This is a genomic window from Polaribacter sp. Hel_I_88, from assembly GCF_000687935.1.
Lineage (GTDB): Bacteria > Bacteroidota > Bacteroidia > Flavobacteriales > Flavobacteriaceae > Polaribacter.
Genome location: NZ_JHZZ01000001.1, coordinates 3,875,107 through 3,894,939, shown reverse-complemented (window position 1 = coordinate 3,894,939; position 19,833 = coordinate 3,875,107). Strand labels below are relative to the sequence as shown.

Below are 19,833 nucleotides of genomic sequence, written 5' to 3'. Positions count from 1 at the left end.
AAATAAATAATGAAAAAAATAAACATAAAAATATATACTTTACTACTACTTGTAGCCGGATTTAGTTTTTCTTGTAGTGATGATTTTGTTGATGTAAAACCAACATCAACCAATTCAGAAGATTTCTTTAACACACAAGAAGATTACGAAGACGCAATTATTGGTGCTTACGATTTGTTACAATCTACTTATTTAAATGTAATGTTAGGAGAAATAGCTTCAGACAACTCTTTAGCAGGTGGAGAAAGTGCGACAGACGTTCTTGGTATTCAGGAAGTAGATGACATGATTCATACTCCTCTTAATGCTCAATTAAGAGATATTTGGAATTGGATGTTTGCAGGTGTGAACCGAGCAAATTATATTCTTGAATTTAAGGATAAAACAGATTTTGTAGGCAAAGAGCAAATAATTGCAGAAGCTACTTTTTTAAGAGCTTATTATTATTTTGAACTCGTAAAATGGTTTGGAGATGTTCCATTAGCTGTAGATAAAAGAATTTTATTTGGAGAACAATTTACAATTGATAGAACACCTAAAGCAGAGGTATATGCGCAAATAGAAGCAGATTTAATTTTTGCTGCTAATAATCTTCCATACATACAGTCTCAACCAGGTAGGGTTACAAAAGGTGCTGCACAAGCTTTATTAGGGAAAGCGTATTTATATCAAAATAAATATAATGAGTCAGCAGCTGTTTTAGACGATTTAATTTTAAATGGTCCTTATGACTTAGTTTCAGATTATAACACAATTTTTGAAGAAGTAGGTGAAAATAATATAGAGTCTGTTTTTGAAGTTCAATATTTTGAAGGTCAAGGAGCTGGTTTTGGTTGCTTACAATGTAGTGAAGGTAATGTAGCAGTCGGTTTTAATGGAGTTAGAGCATATTCAGGTCCAGATTTTTCATCAGGATTTAGTTTTAACGTACCAGTTCAAGAAGTTGTAGATGCTTTCGAAGCTGGAGATTTAAGAAAAGATGTTGCAATTTTAGATATTGATGCATGGGCAGCAAGTACAGGAGCAACATTTGGAACAGGAAATGAGCATACAGGTTATTTTAATAGAAAGTATATTCCTAGAGTAAGAAGTAATTCAGCACAGGGAGATAGGAACTTAACAAACCCTAATAATTACAGAGCTATTCGTTTTGCAGATGTGTTGCTAATGGCTGCAGAAGCTTTTAACAAAAGTTCTACACCAAACGATACAAAAGCACAGGCGTATTTAAATAGAGTAAGAACCAGAGCTTTTGGAAACGCAACTAATAATATTACAGCAACAGGTACTACTTTGTATGATAATATATTAAATGAAAGAAGAGTAGAATTGGTAGGTGAAGGGCATCGTTTTTTCGATTTAGTTAGAACAGGAAGAGCTGCTCAAGAAATTGATGGTTTTCAAACTGGTAAACATGAAGTTTTTCCAATACCTGCTATAGAAATTCAATTAGCAGGAAATAGATGGGATCAAAATCCTAATTACTAAATTTTATAAAAAATATTATAATGAAAAATATTAAAAACTTTTACAAAATCTTTTTCTTACTATTTTTAGTAATAGCTTGTGAGGAAGATTTAAGAGATACATCATTTACAGATGCAATATTGCCGCCAACAAACGTTAGTGCTACCTTCGAAATTACTCAAGATAATACAGGAGCAGTTACAATTACACCAACAGCAGAAGGCGCTGCTGGTTTTAAAGTTCTTTTTGGAGATAATTCAGATTCAGTAACATTGTTACCTGGAGAAAATGCAAAGAAAATTTATGCAGAAGGTTCTTACAATGTTACAATTGTTGCATCTAATTTAAAAGGGGATGAAACCGAAGTTACACAACCTTTAGTAGTTTCTTTTAAAGCGCCACAAAATGTAGTCGTTACTCTAGAGAATGATGCAGCAATATCAAAGCAAGTAAACATTACAGCAACAGCAGATTTTGCTACAATGTATGAGTTTTATTCAGGAGAAACAGGTGTTAATCAACCTGCAGCAACAGCAAATATTGGTGAGACTATTAATTATCAATATCAAACCCCTGGGGTTTACACAACAAGAGTAGTTGTAAAAGGTGGTGCAATAGCGACTACAGAATATACAGAAGATTTTGAAGTTACAGAAATTTTAGCACCTTTGGTGGCAGCTCCAACTCCTAGAAATAGAGAGGCAACAGATGTTGTGTCTATTTTTAGTGATAAATATACAAACGTAACTCTAAATGAATTACCAACAGATTGGTCAGCTACAAATTTTGAAGCTACTACAATAGATGGTAATAATGTTTGGAAGCTTACTAATTTAGATTTTTTAGGAATGGTTACCAACTATGATACAGGTGTTAGTGTTTCCTCAATGGAAATGATGCACATTGATTATTGGGTGCCAGAAGGAATAACAAATGGTTTGTCTGTAAAAATTGTAAACACTGTAGATGGTGGAGAAGCAGAAGTTTCTTTAGGAACAACAGAAGGCGGATCTTGGCAAAGTATTGAAATAGATATGGCCGCTTTTGATGGAGGAAATTTATCTAATAAAGAAAAAATCACACAATTATTAATAGATTCAGATGGTGTTGCAGGCGTAGTTTATATTGATAACTTTTACTTTTATAAAGCACCAGCAGCTGCCCCTTTTGATAGTGGATTGTTAACCAATGGCGATTTCGAAAACGGAAGTGATTCTTGGTTAGTTGGTGTAGATGATAATAGTTCTGCACCAGTTGTAACTGTTGGTGGAAATACTTATTATTCTGTAAATGTAACAGGAGCAAACCCAACTCAACCATTTTTAGTAAATGTTAGTCAAAAATTGAACATTGTTCAAGGAAATACTTATGTTTTAACTTTTGATGCTTGGTCAGATACTAATAGATCTATTATTGGAGGTATTGGATTGAGTGGAGGAGATTTTTCAAATGATTCAAAATCAGTAAACATTACAACTACAAAATCACAATATGAATTAATATTATCTTCAGATTCTTTTGGAGCTGCTGATGCACGTGTTCTATTTGATTTAAATGGAGATAATGGCTTAGTGAATATAGATGATGTTTCTTTAAAATTACAAGTAGATAATTTATTAACCAATGGAGATTTTGAAAACGGAAGTGACTCTTGGTTAGTGGGTGTAGATGATAATAGTGCAGCACCAGTAGTAACAGTTGGAGGAAATACGTATTATTCTGAAAATGTTACAAATGCAAATCCAAATGAGCCATTTCTTGTTAATGTAAGTCAGAAATTAGAAATTGTACAAGGTAATACCTATACTTTAACTTTTGATGCTTGGTCTGATGTAGATAGATCTATTATTGGAGGTATTGGGCTAAGTGGAGGAGATTTTTCAAATGATTCAAAATCAGTAGATATTACAACAACAAGAACAAATTATACACTAACATTATCTTCAGATACTTTCGGAGCTACAGACGCTCGTGTTTTATTTGATTTAAATGGAGAAAATGGATTAGTTAATATTGATAATGTTGTATTAACAATCAATTAAAATAACGAATCAAACAAAAGTTAATTCTTAAAAAAACATAAAAATGAAAAACATAAAAAATAGTTATATAATTCTATTTTCTTTAATGATTGCTTTGTATAGCTGTCAAGAAGATGATTATTCATTTGGTGATATAATAACGCCATCTAACATACAAATTACAGCAGAAATTGCTGGAGCAGATGCAGCAAACCCTAATGGAGATGGTACTGGAGAAGTAAAATTTACAGCAACTGCAGACAATGCATTGTCATTTAAATTTGTTTATGGAGCAACAGAGTATGTAACATTAACTGGGGAGCAAGATATTATATTTAGCAATTTAGGTTTAAATACGTATACAGTTACTGTAATAGCTTCAGGAACTGCAGGTGTATCTTCTAGCAAAACAATTCAAGTAGATGTTTTAGCAACATATTCAGCTCCAGAAGAGTTAAAATCAAAACTATTTAATTTTGATCCAGCAAATCCAAACGCAGTAACATCAAGAACTTGGAAGATTAAAGCATCAAAAGATAAGCATTTTGGGTTAGGTCCAGTTGGAGGAACAATTCCATCAGAGTTTTTTGGAGCTGGTCCAGATGAAAAAGCGGGTGTTGGTATGTATGATGATAGATATGTATTCAGTTCTGATGGAACTTTTATGCACATTACAAATGGAGATGTTTTTGGGAGAGATCCATTAATAATAAATGGATTAGGTCCAAATACAGCAGGTTCTGTTAACGGAGCCGATATTGAAAATTATGCCTATGCAGACTATACAGGTTCTTTTCAATTAACAGCTCCAGGAGGTGTAGAAACTATTAATTTATCTTCTAATGCTTTTATAGGTTATTATACTGGAGGTAACTTTCAATATGAAATTTTTGCAAGAGATGTCCCAAATGAATTAATGTTAAAAACTACAGATGGTAATAACCAGTTTGATTGGTGGTTTATAATTGAAATAGAGTAGAGTAAAATAAGTATTACTTCTAAATAACTTAAAACCAATAAAGACTTTTTGCCTTTATTGGTTTTTTTATTCGTAACTTCCTGTGTTTTAAAAGCTGTTATAGTTATAATTGTTGCAGTTAGTATTTTATTTGAATAATTGAGGTATGTTTCAATTACTCATAAATACTGATGAATTTTAAAAGTATCTATATATTTTAGAATCAATAGTATTCCTTTTAATCACTATTTTTTATTATTTTAAATGATGTAGCTAGTCTGTATCAATTTTTACGGACAAAGAGGATTAATTGCTTATAATTTTAAAGTCTTTATAATAGAAACTAGACTGCACAACAAAATATAAATAATCAACAATAATTAATACTTAAACCATTTTAAGTATTCAAGTTTGACCATCAGCAATATATAAGAACAGTTGTTTTTGAGAATATTAGAATTAAAACTGACAACTTAATTAATTTAAAAAATAATTATCAAACACTTTTTTGGTCAATTTTTAAGTACAACAAAAAAAATATACTAAAAAATATACCACATCATGGTCTAATTTTACAATACAATACCACAACATTGTTTAAAATGTTAATTGCGAGTCACTTTTTATTTTCTCTAAATATCACTATTAGCAACGTTTTAGATGAAAAATTATCATGTATATTTTTTGTTGAGGTTTTTTTTGTCAATTTGATAAAAAAAAATCTTTAAATTTATAATTCACTAACAATTCAAATAGTATAATTGATTTTGCTTTTTTATTCCCTTGATCTCAAAGCACAATCTTAAATTTAAAAAAGAAAATTATGAAGAACATTTTTTTAAGATTGTTACTTTTCTTATTCACTTTTAGTATGTATTCTCAATCCCAAAAAGTATCTATTGTAAATGATGCTAAAGGAATGATGCTAACCGTTGACGGAAAACCATTTATGGTAAATGGAATTAACTGGGATTATGTGCCAATTGGCTACAATGTCTTAGATGCAAAATTCTGGGAAAAATCAGACGATATTATCAAAGCTGGTTTAGATGAAGAAATGCCTTTATGGCAAAATATGGGTGTAAATGCCATTAGAACATATATTGGTATGCCTCCAAAATGGATTACGTATATCTATGAGAATTTTGGAATCTATACAATGATCAATCATCAATTTGGTGCATATGGAACTACTATAGATGGTGTATATAATCCAAAAACACTGTATTCAGATCCAAAGGTTCGTAAACATCTTATTGATGAAGCAGTAGGCATGTTAAATTTATATAAAGATACACCTGGTTTGTTACTTTTTATGTTGGGTAATGAAAACAATTACCATTTAACTTGGGAAGGTTCTGAAACAGATGAAGGTATTATTATTAATGATGATGATGTTGCAAAACGAAATGAGGCAAGAGCCATGTATAAAACTTTTAATGATGCTGCATTAGCAATGAAAAAAGTAGATACATCGCATCCAATTGGTATTTGTAATGGAGATTTATTATATTTAGATATTGTTGCTGATGAATGTAAAAATATAGACATTTATGGAACCAATATGTATAGAGGAGTATCGTTTTCTGATGCGTTTTCTAGAATTGATAAAGAATTTAACAAGCCAATTTTATTTACTGAGTTTGGTTCTGATGCCTTTAATGCAAAAGACAATAAAGAAGATCAATTAATGCAAGCCTATTATATGGTTAATAATTGGAGAGAAATATATGAAAATGCTTATGGTTTAGGAAAAGCGGAAAACTCTATTGGTGGTTTTACATTCCAATCTAGTGATGGATGGTTCAAAGCTGGTTTTGATGATCGTGAAAATGCAGATGTACACGATACAAGAGCATCTTGGGCAAGTAATGGATATAGCAGAGATCAAGCAGCTCCAAATGACAAAAATATGAATGAGGAATGGTTTGGAATTGCTGCAAAAGGACAAACAGATATTAGAGGTCTATACACTTTGTACCCAAGAGCAGCATATTACGCTTTAAAAGAGGCACATGAACTGAATGTATTCGAAAGTACACCTATAACCGTTGAAAATCATTTTCAAAACATCAACTTAATGGATGCTGTTTTAAGAGCTAGAGGAGATAAAGCATCAATGGGAAGTACAGAAAAAATTCAAATAAGTAACTTAAGAGCAGAATTTACAACTTTTAATACTGGAGGTACTCTTTTAACAACGCCAAAATTTTCAGACGGAACAGGACAAACTATTCCAGATAGACGTGGGTTTGATCACATGCAATCGTATTATGTGGGTGTAAAAGGGCAACCTTCTGCAAATATGAAAGCCGAAGTTAATTTTAACATTTTAGGAAACGTTGCAGGAAACCCAATTGATGATATTTTTTACGAAAACGTAGGAAGACCAATTCAAGTAGAAACTCCAAATGGTGTTACAACTATTACAGATAATAATCGCTTAAGAGTGTATAATGCAGAATTTGAATGGAATGCCAAAGATTTTGATATGAGAGGTTTTTATAGAACTGGGCATTATCATTGGAGTTATGAAGGTGATTTCTTTAACTTGTATCCAGAAGCGTATTATGGGCCAAATTTAGATATTTATAATGGAGAAATTTTAGGTGTAGAAGTCGATGGTAAAGGCGCTTTAGAAGGATTAAAAGCTGCATTTGGACCACAACTTTTTTGGGGAGCAAACCCAGCAGTGTTTTTAAAATATCAAAAACAAGTTGGTAATTATGGTTTATCAGCAATTTATCATAAAGATATTGTACAAGGAAGTGGAATTGATGCAACAGGAAGTAGAATTTTAGATCCAGAGCAATCAAGATCTGGGGTTATTCCTCCATTGCCAACTGAAAGAGCAACTTTTGCTATCGAAAGAAAAATAAGTAAAGTCGGTATTACACTTGGTGCAATGTGGGGTGGTAGTCCTTTAAATGGTAGGAGATATCAAGATATAAATGAAAACGGACAAGTTGTAAACGATAAAATTCAATCGAAAGATAATTGGGGAGGAAAAGCAAAATTAACTTTTTCTGATGGTGGTTTTAACTTTTATGCACAAGGTTCTGTAATGGGGTTAGTTGCAAATGGAGGAGGAGACCCAACTTTAGTTTTTACAGGATGGAAATTAAAAGATTCTGGAAGTGGAAACATGACAAATTTTTTAAGTGGAATTGCTTATAATTTTGGTGGTAAATTTCAAATTGCTCCAAACTTTTTATATCAAAAACCATTAGTTGCTGCCATGCCAAATGGAGGTGATGCACCAGGAAGATTAAGAAATGTTATCGATGATCCTTTTGCTGTAAGAGGTGGAAATAGAGAAATGACAGCAGGAGAAATCCTTTTTACGTTCGATCCTACACCAGCAACCTATATGTATGAATTTAATAATGATATGGTAGAAGATGCAAAATTTGCCATGAATTTAGGATTTGTATATAGAAGTTTACCAACAACACAAGATGCAGCCATTGGTTTCTTAGCAGATCGTACTTTCTTTCCATTCGAGCAATCTGCACCAGCACAAGATTTATGGGAAGTACATTCAAGAATTGTGTCTAAAGTGCATCCAGATTTAGGCTTAATTGCTAATTTGTACTATGGAACAGGGCAAGCAAATGGAGATAGTGAAAGACTTATTTACAGAGGTGGAGCCGATTTAAGAATGATCTTAAATAAAATGAAAATAACTGGAATGGTTAAAGTGAACGACTGGGGACCTTTTGATTACCATAGAGATTTTAACTTAACATATCCTTTACAATTAATGTTAGATGTTTCAACATCCATAGGAAAACCAAGTTGGTTTATTTTACCAGATACGAAGGTTGGTTTAAGAGGAACTTGGAGATCGTTAAATGAGTTTTCACCAAGATATTCTCCTAACGAAACTGCTGGAGAGTTTGCAACTGCTCCAATCTTAAGTCCAGTAGGTTTTCCAAATGGTTCAGAATGGGAAATTAGAACTTATATCCACATTAATATTGGAAAATAACGCCATAAAAGATGAAAACTATAAAATATTTAACTTCTAAAGTTACTTTTCTTTTTGTTGTATTATTTTTAATGATAACAAGTTGCGAGAGAGAAATTTCTGATGAAGCTGTAATAGCAACTTTTTCTTCCAATCCAGAGGTTTTTATCGATGGTTTTAGTGCAGGGTTAGATTATTATCCTTATTTAGATTCTAAATTCAGTGCTTTTAGTGTAGATACAGAAACAAAATATCAAGGAACAGCTTCTATGCGTTTTGATGTGCCAAATGAAGGAGATCCTGAAGGTGCTTATGCAGGTGCAATTTTTAGAGATGATAATGGAGGAAGAGATTTATCGAGCTATGATGCACTTACTTTTTGGGCAAAATCTACAAAAGCAGCAACCATCAATGAAATTGGTTTCGGTCAAGATTTTGGCGAAAATAAATATCAAGTCAATATTAATGGTTTAAGATTAACTACAAATTGGGTAAAATATAGTATTCCTATTCCTACAGCATCCAAACTTACGAAAGAAAGCGGATTGATGTGGTTTTCAGAAGGTCCAGAAAATGGTGATGGCTATTCTTTTTGGATTGATGAATTAAAATTTGAAAAATTAGGAACAATTGCACAGCCAAGACCAGCAATTCAAAATGGACAAAATATTATAACGGATTCCTATATAGGAGTTAATGTTCAAGTGGCAGGCTTAACGCAAACATTTAATTTAGCATCTGGTAACAATCAAACTGTATCTGTATCGCCAAATTATTTCGATTTTTCATCCTCAAACCCAAGTGTTGCAACTATCGATGCAAATGGTTTGGTAAATGTAATTTCTGATGGAACGTCAATCATAACTGCAAAACTTGGAACTTTAGATGCTGCAGGTTCTTTAGAAATTAAATCTAGTGGAGCTTTTGTATTAGCACCAACTCCAACTAGAAATCCAGAAGATGTTATTTCAATTTTTAGTGATCATTATGAGAATGTAAATATTGATTTTTACAACGGATATTGGCAACCTTTTCAAACAACATTATCTGCGGATTTTAATATAAATGGAGATCAAATTTTAAATTATACAAACTTCAATTTTGTAGGAAATAGGTTTTCAAATCCTACTCAAGATGTTTCAGTAAAGTCTAATTTACATTTAAATATGTACATTCCAGGGCAGGTTCCTGCTAATTTCGATTTTTTAATAACGGTGGTAGATTTTGGACCTGATCAAAAAGATGGTGGAGGAGATGATACTAGAGAGCAATTATTTGTAAGAAAGTCATCTAAAATAGTTGCTAATGAGTGGATTACTATTGAGTTTCCTTTAACTTTAGCAAACAAAAATAATATGGGACAAATTATCTATGAAAATATTAATTTTTCATCCTTGAGAAATGTTTATTTAGATAACATATATTTTTACAAATAATCAATACTATAAGTTGTCATTATAATATAAAAAAATGAAAACAATGAAAAAAATAAAATTTACGTACTTAAAAACAACACTCTTATTGGGATTATTTCTTTTGCTATTTTCAAATTGTGAAAGAGAAATTTCTGATGAAGCAGTTTTAGCAACATTTCAAACAAATCCGAATGTTTTTACAGATGCTCCTGCAGGTCTAACAGATGAATTTTTTATCTCTTTTGATCCTGCTGGAGGCGCAAATACTGAAGGTTTTGGAACCGATGATAATGTTGCCTACGAAGGAACAAGTTCTATAAGAATTGATGTGCCAGCACCTAACGATCCAAATGGCGGATTTATTGGTGGAATTTTTAGAGATCGAGGAGCAGGTAGAGATTTATCTGGTTACGATGCTTTAACCTTTTGGATGAAAGGTTCCACAACAGCAAATGTAGATTTATTAGGTTTTGGAACTGATTTTTTAGAAGATCAATTTCCAGTTAGCATCGCAAACAAACAATTATCAACAGATTGGAGAAAAGTAATTATCCCAATTCCTGATGCAAGCAGATTAACTCAAGAACGAGGTATGTTCGTTTTTTCTGCAGGTACAGCAAGTACAGATGGTGTAGGTTTTACGATTTGGATAGATGAAATTAAATTCGAAAAATTAGGAACCTTAAAATTACAGAATTACTTTATTCAAAATGGCAACGAAGTTAACGTAAATGTTTTTACAGGAGTTAATCAAAGAGTTACAGGTTTAGGCGCTATTTATAGTTTACCAACAGGTAACTCACAAACAATTACAATTTCACCAAATTATTTTGATTTTAAAACGGATAATTCAAGTGTAACAGGTAATTTTAGATTAAATGAAGCTGGAGAAATCATAACACCCATAACAGGAGAAGGAACAGCAAAAGTTACTGCAGAAGTTGCCAATGTTATGGCAACAGGAGCTTTAATTATAAACGGTCAAGGAGATTTTCCTCACGCACCAATTCCTGCAGCAACAAATAATGTGGTATCTATTTTTAGTGATGCTTATTCAAATGTTCCTGTAAGGCATTATAATGGTTTTTTTGCTCCTTTTCAAACTACAGAAGGTGGTGCAGGATCTGATCCAAATAATGTAGATATTAAAGCACCTTTTGCCAATGGAGATTTAGATAATATTATCAATTATACTTCTTTAAATTTTGTAAGTATAGGGATGTATGAAACTGTTTCGAATATAGATGTAAGTGCAACCAATAAGTTGCATATCGATATTAATGTAAGAGAAAATATCGATAATGGTGATTTTATAAGAATTCAATTAGAAAGTGGTACAGGTTCAGGAACTACTTCTGGAGGAACTTTTACCTTAAATGCAACTGCTTTAAGAAATGCAGATGCTAATGGTTGGATTAGTTTAGATATTCCTTTATCAAGTTTTCCTGGTTTTAATAGCAGAACTAACTTAGGACAATTGTTTTTTATATCAGACAATACAGTATCTAATATTTGGGTAGATAACGTGTATTTTTATACAAATTAAGAAGATAAAATCAGAAAAAATGAAAAATATATATAAAAGAAAATTACAACTATTAACTTTATGTTGTTTTAGTGTACTAGGTTTTACAAGTTGCGATACAGATGAAACGCAAACTGTAGCAACACTAAATAACTTGGTTTGGCAAGACGAATTTGATACAGATGGATCTCCAGATGCTGCAAATTGGAACCTTTTAACAGGCGATGGAACTGCACAAGGAATTCCAGGTTGGGGAAACAACGAACTACAAAATTATACAGCTAGAACAGAAAATGTTACTGTACAAAATGGTGTTTTAATTATCACAGCACAACAAGAAAATTTTGAAGGAAAATCGTACACATCTGCAAGAATTACTACAAAAGGAAAGTTAGATCAAAAATATGGACGTTTTGAGGCTAGAATAAAGCTTCCAACAGGAAAAGGTATTTTTCCAGCATTTTGGCTTTTAGGTGATGATGAAAATGGATCCTTAGTTTGGCCTCAAATTGGTGAAATTGATATTATGGAATATCTTGGTGATGAACCTACCACTGTTTTTGGAACTATACATGGACCAGGATTTTCTGGAGCAAATTCTATCACCAAACAGTATGAAATTGCAAATGATAGATTTGATAATGGCTTTCATATTTTTGGAGTGGAATGGAGTCCAAATTCAATCAACTGGTATGTAGATGGAGATTTATATCAATCCTTAACACCTGCTGATGTTTCTGAAGAAACAAATGGTTCTGGAGAATGGGTTTTTAATAGACCTTTTCATATTATTTTAAACGTGGCTGTTGGTGGTAATTTGCCAGGTTCACCAAATGAAAACACCATTTTTCCTCAAAGAATGTTAGTAGATTATGTTAGAGTTTATAATTAAAAAAAAAGTATGAAAAATTTAATTCAAAAAATAAGCATCTTTTCGTTATTAATTGTATCACTTTTAGTAGTAATATCTTGTAATGAAGATGATAATACAACAACAGTAGATCAAACCTTGTTATCTAGATTTACAAGAACTCAAAATAAAAAAACGATAACTTTTATCAATATTTCAGAAAATGCAACTTCTTATGTTTGGGATTTTGGAGATGGTACAACATCAACCTTAATAAACCCTGTAAAAACATATGTAAATGGGAGTTATACAATAACATTAACTGCAAAAAATGATTCTGGTGAAACAAGTGTTTTTCAAGATTCGATTATTATTGATGGTTGTGTAGATGAAACTTCAGAAAATATAAACCCAGCAAATGGCAATTTAAATTGGACGTTTTTAAACGCAAACGGAGATGCTGCTTTTGGCGCGTTTGGTAATATTGGTGGTAATATTGTAACCAACCCAACTTTAGATGCTGTAAACTCAAGCTGTAACGTTTTTGCATATACAAGATCTACTGGCTGTGCAGATTTTGCAGGTGCAGGAACTTTGTTAAAAGTGCCTTTAAATTTTGCAACAGCTACTAATAAAGTTTTTAAAATAAAAGTACTTGCAGCAACAGAACTAACGGATGTTACTTTACGTTTAGAGTTTCAACCTTTTCCAAACGTAAATCCTTTTCAAGAAAGAGTAGCAAGTATTACAGAAATAGGCAAATGGCAAGAATTAACTTTCGATTTTTCTAATGTAAACACGGGTACATATCAAAATATGATTATATATTTTAACAGAGGTGCAGTCTGTAATGGTAATGTGTATTATTTTGATGATATAATACAACAATAAAAATAAGAGGTTAAGAAATGATACTTTTAAGTAAGAGTTATTAATCTAATTGAATTGAAATACTATCTATTTGGAAGTATAGCTTTCAAGTACATAAAAATTTAAAAATAAAAACATTGTTTTTCATACCCAAAGGTATGTTTTAGAATTATTTTATAATGAGTAACAATATTGCAAAGAACCCAACTGTAGAGGTTAAAGGAGAATTAGTAACCCTAAATAACGAATCTTTTTACAAGATATCAAACAGCCACACAATGCGTCCTTTTTTTATGACGATTGTATCTGATTCCAATCATTGGATGTTTATCTCTAGTAATGGAGGTTTAACTGCTGGTAGAAAAAACGCAGAATATTCACTTTTTCCTTATTATACAGATGATAAAATTACAGCATTAGCAGAAACTACAGGTTGTAAGTCCATCTTTAGAATTACCAAAGATGATAAAACCCATTTATGGGAACCATTTTCTGAAAGACAAGCAGGGATTTACAACATCAAAAGAAATTTATACAAAAACATTTACGGAAACAAAATTATTTTTGAAGAAGTAAATGAAGATTTAAACATCACTTTTACATATGAATGGAATTCAAGTGATGAGTTTGGTTTTGTTAGAAAAGCAACATTAATAAATAATGCTGATGAAAATTTAGAAATTTCTCTGTTAGATGGTTTTCAAGATTTGTTGCCTTATGGAGTGGGTTCAGACATTCAAGGAATTCGTAGTAATTTGGTAGATGCTTATAAAAAATGTGAATTAGAAGAAGATTCAGGTTTAGGTATTTATGCGTTAAGTGCTATTATTGTTGATAAAGCTGAGCCAAGTGAAGCTTTAAAAGCCAATTTAGTCTGGTCTTTAGGTTTGGAAAATCCAATTTATTTATTGTCTTCTACCCAAATTAATAATTTTAGAAGAGGAATAGATTTAGAACAGGAAGTAGATGTAAAGGCAGAAAAAGGAGCTTATCTTTTAAATGCAGATATACATTTAGCTGCTCAAAAAGAAAAATCTTGGTTACAAATTGCCAACGTAAATCAAACAGTTTCTGATGTTGCACGTTTATCAGAAATGATAAAAAACAACGATAATTTAGAAGAAAAGCTGAATAAAAGTATCGAAATTGGAACCGAAAAACTAATTGAATTGGTAGCGTCTTCTGATGGTTTACAATTATCGAATGATAAATTAATCAACACAAGACATTTTTCAAATACACTTTTTAATATTATGAGAGGTGGTATTTTTGATGACAATTATACCATTGAAAAAGATGATTTTGTAACCTATTTGTCAAAAGCAAACAAACAATTATTTGCAGATAAAAAAGAGTTATTACAAAACTTACCCAAAGAATTTACGTTAGATTTTATCAAAGAGTTAGCAGATAAGGATGCTAATAAAGATTTTAAACGTTTGTGTTTAGAATATTTACCCTTAAAATTTAGTAGAAGACATGGAGATCCAAGTAGACCTTGGAACAAGTTTTCTATCAACACAAAAAGTGAAATTGACGGTTCTAAAATTTTAGATTACGAAGGAAACTGGAGAGATATTTTTCAGAATTGGGAAGTTTTAGCGCATTCATATCCTCAATTTATTGAGAGTATGATTCATAAATTCTTAAACGCAACTACTTTTGAAGGCTACAATCCTTACAGAGTTACCAAAGATGGTTTTGATTGGGAAGTAATTGAAGAACATGATCCTTGGAGTTATATTGGTTATTGGGGAGATCATCAAATTATCTATTTATTAAAGTTTTTAGAGTTTATCGAAAAACATTATCCAGCTAAATTAGCTGAGTTATTTAATGATGATATTTTTGTATACGCAAACGTGCCTTATAAAATAAAAAGTTATGAGGATATTTTAAAAAACTCAAAAGACACGATTGATTTTGATCATCAATTACAAGCAAAAATCGAAGAAAGAAGAGCAAAAATTGGTGCTGATGGTTCTTTGTTAAGAGATAAAAATAACAAGCCTTATAAAGTAAATTTAATTGAAAAATTACTTGTAACTGTTTTAGCAAAAGTATCTAACTTTATTCCAGAAGGAGGAATTTGGTTAAACACACAAAGACCAGAATGGAATGACGCCAACAACGCTTTGGTTGGGAATGGCGTTTCTATGGTAACCTTATATTATTTGCGAAGATTCATCAATTTCTTTGAAGGTGTTGTAGAAAATGCGGAGGTAAATAACATCGAAATTTCTGATGAAGTTGCTTCTTTATTCAACGATATTTTAAAAACATTGGATGCCAATGCAACTATTTTATCAAGAAATGTTACCAATAACGAACGCAAAAGAGTTTTAGATGGTTTAGGGAAACCTGCAAGTGAGTATAGAGAATTTATCTATAAAAACGGATTTTCAACAAAAAAATCAGCAGTTTCTAAAACGGCCTTATTACACTTTTTTGCCATCACTAAAAATTATTTAGAACATAGTATTAGAGCGAATAAACGTTCGGATAATATGTATCATGCGTATAATTTAATGACGATTGAAAATAAGGATGAAGTTTCTATTTCTTATTTATCAGAAATGTTAGAAGGGCAAGTTTCTGCATTAAGTTCTGGTTATTTAACGCCAAAACAAGCGTTAGCTTTACTAGATGGTTTAAAAGCCTCAGCTTTGTTTAGACCAGATCAATACAGTTATATTTTATATCCGAATAAAAACTTACCAAGATTTACAGATAAAAATAACATTGCTTCTGAGCAAGTTGAAAGTTCTGAATTATTACAAAAGTTAGTTGCAGATAACAACAAACAATTAGTAGAAAAAGATGTTTTAGGAAATTATCATTTTAATGGAAACTTTAACAATGCAGAAAGCGTTAAAAAAGCATTACAAAATCTTTCTGATGATTATAAATTGTTGGTTGAAAAAGACACCAAAAAAGTGTTAGCAATTTTCGAAGATATTTTTGACCATAAATCTTTTACAGGTCGTTCAGGAACTTTCTTTGGGTATGAAGGTTTAGGGTCTATTTATTGGCACATGGTTTCTAAATTACTAGTGGCAGTTCAAGAGAATTGCTTGTTAGCAGTAAATACAAACGAAAGCGACGAAATTATTGGTCGATTATTTGATCATTATTACGAAATAAATGCAGGAGTTGGCGTTCATAAATCTCCAAAATTATATGGAGCTTTTCCAACAGATGCGTATTCTCACACACCAGCAGGAAAAGGAGCACAACAACCAGGAATGACAGGTCAAGTGAAAGAAGATTTGGTGTGTAGATTTGGTGAACTAGGTGTTTTTGTAAAAAATAGTAAAGTTATTTTTAAACCTCGTTTATTAAAAAAATCGGAGTTTTTAGAAAAAGCACAAGTATTTGAATATGTAACTGTTTCAGGTGATAAACAAACATTGAATATCGATAAAAATCAATTGTGTTTTACATACTGTCAAGTTCCAGTAATTTATAAGTTATCAGAAACTGAAAATGTAGCGATTGTTTTTAACGATGGCTCAACAAAAAGTTTAGATACGTTAGAATTAGACAAAACAACTAGTTCATTATTATTTGATAGAACTGACAAAATAAAGCATATAAAAGTTTCAATTATAAAATAAGATTGATGAAAAACAGCGATTTCAAATTTGTAATTGGTTGTTTTTTATTGTTGATTTTTTCCTGTAAAACCAAAATGAACACAAGTAAAGAAACTCAAATAGAACAAAAGATAGATTCTCTTCTAAAGTTAATGACTTTAGAAGAGAAAATCGGACAAATGTCTCAGATTAGGCATTTTGAAGAAAATGCTGATGTTCATGTTTCTGAAAAATTTATAGGTTCAATTATTCATACAGAAGGGCCAACTCCAGGAAAAACGGCTTTAGATTGGCAAAAAAGGTTTACAGCATTACAAAAGAAAGCTTTAAGTTCAAGATTGGGCATTCCTTTATTATTTGCTGTGGATGCTGTTCATGGACAAAATACTTTTGAAGGTGCAACAATTTTTCCTCATAATATTGGTTTGGGTGCAACTCAAAATGCAGATTTGGTTGAAGAAATCGCAAAAATTACGGCGTTAGAAAGTGCAGCAACAGGTTTTAATTGGGTGTTTTCACCTTGTATAGCCATTCCTTATAATGAAAAATGGGGACGTGTTTATGAAGCGTTTTCAGAAAGCACAGCATTAACAGAAAAGTTAACTAAAGCTTCTATAAAAGGGCATCAAGGAAATTTATCAGACTCAAAAACAGTCATGGCAACTGCCAAACATTTTGTGGGTGATGGTTCCACAGATTTTGGAGTTGAAGGAGGAGAAACTTCTTTATCAGCCAAAGAAATACAAGAACGACTATTAGCTCCTTATAAAGTTGCTGTAAAAGAAAATGTTGGAGCAGTCATGTCTTCATTCAACTCAATTACAGGTACTTCAATGCATAATCACAAAGCATTAATAACGGATACGTTAAAGGTTGGAATGAATTTCGATGGAATTGTTGTTTCTGACTGGAAAGCCTATTCACGTTTCAATGGAAATGAGGTTGTAAATGCAGGAATAGATGTTGTAATGGCTGTTGATGGCGATTTAGATAGTTTTCAAAAAGGTTTAAAAGCGGGAGTTGAAGATGCATCTGTAAAATTAGCCAGAATTGATGATGCTGTAAGACGAATTTTACGTCAGAAATTTAGATTGGGTTTGTTTGAAAATCCTTTTCCAGATGCAAGTTTGATCAAAGAAATTGGCTCGAAAAAACACAGGGAAATTGCGAAACAAGCAGTGAGAGAATCTTTAGTTTTGTTAAAGAATGATGCACAAATTTTGCCTTTATCAAAAGAAACAAAAAAGATTGTTGTGGTTGGTGAACACGCAAATTCAGCTGGTTTACAATCTGGTGGTTGGACGATTCATTGGCAAGGAACTAAAGGAAATTACAAAGGAGCAACTACTATTTTAGACGGAATTAAAAAACAGGCAAAAGGCGAAGTTGTGTATGATAAAGACGCAACAAAAAAACAATTTGATGCAGATGTAGCCATTATTGTAGTTGGCGAAAATCCGTATGCAGAATTTTTTGGAGATATTGGTCACGAATCGAATCAACTGGAATTAATGCTGACAACAGCACATCAACAATACATAAAAACATACCAAGAAAAAGGCGTAAAAACGATTGTAATTTTAGTTTCAGGAAGACCTTTGGTGGTAACAGATCAAATCGAAAAATCAGATGCTTTTGTAGCAGCTTGGTTAGTAGGTTCAGAAGGAGATGGAGTAGCAGAAGTACTTTTTGGCGATTATAATTTTAAAGGAAAATTACCACATTCTTGGCCAACATCAGTGGAAGATTATAAAGGAAAATATGGCCCTAATTTTTGGGATAATTCAATAAAACCATTATTTCCTTTTGGATTTGGTTTATCATATAAAAAAATATAAAAATATTAAAAACATTCGCAAAATGACATCAACAATAAAAAATATAGTAATTCTTTTAGTATTGATAATTTGCGTTGGATGTAACTCAAATAAAGAAAATAAAACAGCAGAAAAGACAATAATGAAGAAAGCATTAACAGCAAAAGATATTCTTGGGAATCCAGAATATGTAGCAATTTCTTATGGAGGTTACAGAGAAAAATCAAGAGAAGCACAACCTACGATTGCTCAATTAAAAGAAGATTTAAAATTGATGCATGCCATGGGTATCAGAATTATTAGAACTTATAATGTACAACCAAAATTACCTCATGCAAAAAATGTTTTAGAAGCCATTCACCAATTAAAGAAAGAAGACGAAACTTTTGAAATGTACGTAATGCTGGGTGCTTGGATAGATTGTTTAAATGCTTGGACCAACAAAGCTCCAAATCACGATATTGAAAGCCCACAAAATAAAGGAGAAATAGAAAGAGCAGTTGCTTTGGCAAACAAATATCCAGACATTGTAAAGGTAATTGCTGTAGGAAACGAAGCCATGATTCGTTGGGCAGAAAGTTATTTTGTGCGTCCAAATGTAATTTTAAAATGGGTAAATCATTTGCAAAATCTTAAAAAAGAAGGCAAGTTGTCTAAAGACTTATGGATTACAAGTTCAGATGATTTTGCTTCTTGGGGTGGAGGAGACCCAAGTTATAGAGTTAAAGATTTAGAAGATTTAATTAAAGCTGTAGATTATGTTTCTATGCACACGTATGCGTATCATAACACACATTATAATTCAGAATTTTGGGGAGTTCCAGCTCATGAACAAGGATTATCTGACCAAGAAAAAATAGATTTTGCCATGATTCGCTCTTTGAATTTTGCAAAAACACAATATAAAAATGTGTCTAATTATGTAAAAAGTATCGATTCAACCAAAACAATTCATATTGGTGAAACTGGTTGGGCATCTATTTCTGATGGACAATATGGAGAACCAGGCTCGAGAGCAAGTGACGAATATAAGCAAGGTTTGTATTATAAACATTTAAGAGAATGGACAAAAGAATCAGGTATTTCCTGTTTCTATTTTGAAGCTTTTGACGAACAATGGAAAGATGCAGGAAATCCAGAAGGTTCAGAAAATCACTTTGGATTATTCACTTTAAAAGGCGAAGCAAAATATCCACTTTGGGATTTGGTTGATAATGGAACTTTTAAAGGTTTAAAAAGAGGAGGTAAATCCATTACCAAAACTTTTAAAGGAGATAAAGATGCTTTAATGAAAACAGTTTTAGTACCAAATACAGAATACCCAAGATAAGTTGAAAAACAAAC

The 19,833-nt window shown here is 31.7% G+C and carries 11 protein-coding genes; all 11 read left to right on the top strand.

Annotated features, from left to right (window positions below; all coding sequences use genetic code 11):
- The first annotated feature begins 9 nt into the window (after positions 1 to 9).
- The 11 genes from P161_RS0117405 to P161_RS0117350 all read left to right on the top strand — a co-directional run bounded on the left by P161_RS0117405 (position 10) and on the right by P161_RS0117350 (position 19,819).
- Complete coding sequence (locus tag P161_RS0117405) at positions 10 to 1,488, top strand: RagB/SusD family nutrient uptake outer membrane protein (protein ID WP_026778161.1); 1,479 nt, start codon at positions 10 to 12, stop codon at positions 1,486 to 1,488.
- Between the two features lie 20 nt (positions 1,489 to 1,508).
- Complete coding sequence (locus P161_RS19970; RefSeq protein WP_051605796.1) at positions 1,509 to 3,509, top strand: carbohydrate binding domain-containing protein; 2,001 nt, start codon at positions 1,509 to 1,511, stop codon at positions 3,507 to 3,509.
- Between the two features lie 43 nt (positions 3,510 to 3,552).
- Positions 3,553 to 4,467 carry a hypothetical protein gene (locus P161_RS0117390; RefSeq protein ID WP_026778160.1) on the top strand — a complete coding sequence of 305 codons (915 nt, stop codon included), beginning with the start codon at positions 3,553 to 3,555 and terminating at the stop codon, positions 4,465 to 4,467.
- Positions 4,468 to 5,269: 802 nt separating this feature from the next.
- Entirely contained in the window at positions 5,270 to 8,437 is a 3,168-nt protein-coding gene (locus P161_RS0117385; protein ID WP_026778159.1) for a glycoside hydrolase family 2 TIM barrel-domain containing protein, read from the top strand.
- Between the two features lie 11 nt (positions 8,438 to 8,448).
- A complete protein-coding gene (locus P161_RS0117380; RefSeq protein WP_026778158.1) occupies positions 8,449 to 9,852 on the top strand; it encodes an Ig-like domain-containing protein in 1,404 nt (467 codons plus the stop codon).
- A 43-nt stretch (positions 9,853 to 9,895) separates the two neighbouring features.
- Complete coding sequence (locus P161_RS0117375; RefSeq protein ID WP_026778157.1) at positions 9,896 to 11,377, top strand: hypothetical protein; 1,482 nt, start codon at positions 9,896 to 9,898, stop codon at positions 11,375 to 11,377.
- 19 nt (positions 11,378 to 11,396) lie between these two features.
- On the top strand, positions 11,397 to 12,248 hold the full coding sequence (locus P161_RS0117370) for a family 16 glycosylhydrolase (RefSeq protein ID WP_026778156.1): 852 nt from the start codon (positions 11,397 to 11,399) through the stop codon (positions 12,246 to 12,248).
- A gap of 9 nt (positions 12,249 to 12,257) precedes the next feature.
- Positions 12,258 to 13,097, top strand: coding sequence for a PKD domain-containing protein (locus P161_RS19235; RefSeq protein WP_051605795.1), 840 nt, complete (start codon positions 12,258 to 12,260; stop codon positions 13,095 to 13,097).
- Between the two features lie 158 nt (positions 13,098 to 13,255).
- On the top strand, positions 13,256 to 16,693 hold the full coding sequence (locus tag P161_RS0117360) for a hypothetical protein (protein WP_036841651.1): 3,438 nt from the start codon (positions 13,256 to 13,258) through the stop codon (positions 16,691 to 16,693).
- A 74-nt stretch (positions 16,694 to 16,767) separates the two neighbouring features.
- The gene (locus P161_RS0117355) at positions 16,768 to 18,510 is read left to right on the top strand and encodes a glycoside hydrolase family 3 N-terminal domain-containing protein (protein ID WP_026778154.1); all 1,743 of its coding nucleotides are present in this window, start codon (positions 16,768 to 16,770) and stop codon (positions 18,508 to 18,510) included.
- Positions 18,511 to 18,532: 22 nt separating this feature from the next.
- Positions 18,533 to 19,819, top strand: a complete 1,287-nt coding sequence (locus P161_RS0117350) for a glycosyl hydrolase family 17 protein (protein ID WP_026778153.1) — start codon at positions 18,533 to 18,535, stop codon at positions 19,817 to 19,819.
- Positions 19,820 to 19,833 lie beyond the last annotated feature (14 nt).

What these genes read in the sequence shown, in the direction of transcription:
- P161_RS0117350 (WP_026778153.1), top strand. Translation starts at nt 18,533, where the DNA reads ATGACATCAACAATAAAAAATATAGTAATTCTTTTAGTATTGATAATT.
- P161_RS0117405 (WP_026778161.1), top strand. Translation starts at nt 10, where the DNA reads ATGAAAAAAATAAACATAAAAATATATACTTTACTACTACTTGTAGCC.
- P161_RS0117380 (WP_026778158.1), top strand. Translation starts at nt 8,449, where the DNA reads ATGAAAACTATAAAATATTTAACTTCTAAAGTTACTTTTCTTTTTGTT.
- P161_RS0117370 (WP_026778156.1), top strand. Translation starts at nt 11,397, where the DNA reads ATGAAAAATATATATAAAAGAAAATTACAACTATTAACTTTATGTTGT.
- P161_RS19235 (WP_051605795.1), top strand. Translation starts at nt 12,258, where the DNA reads ATGAAAAATTTAATTCAAAAAATAAGCATCTTTTCGTTATTAATTGTA.
- P161_RS0117355 (WP_026778154.1), top strand. Translation starts at nt 16,768, where the DNA reads ATGAACACAAGTAAAGAAACTCAAATAGAACAAAAGATAGATTCTCTT.
- P161_RS0117360 (WP_036841651.1), top strand. Translation starts at nt 13,256, where the DNA reads ATGAGTAACAATATTGCAAAGAACCCAACTGTAGAGGTTAAAGGAGAA.
- P161_RS0117385 (WP_026778159.1), top strand. Translation starts at nt 5,270, where the DNA reads ATGAAGAACATTTTTTTAAGATTGTTACTTTTCTTATTCACTTTTAGT.
- P161_RS0117390 (WP_026778160.1), top strand. Translation starts at nt 3,553, where the DNA reads ATGAAAAACATAAAAAATAGTTATATAATTCTATTTTCTTTAATGATT.
- P161_RS0117375 (WP_026778157.1), top strand. Translation starts at nt 9,896, where the DNA reads ATGAAAAAAATAAAATTTACGTACTTAAAAACAACACTCTTATTGGGA.
- P161_RS19970 (WP_051605796.1), top strand. Translation starts at nt 1,509, where the DNA reads ATGAAAAATATTAAAAACTTTTACAAAATCTTTTTCTTACTATTTTTA.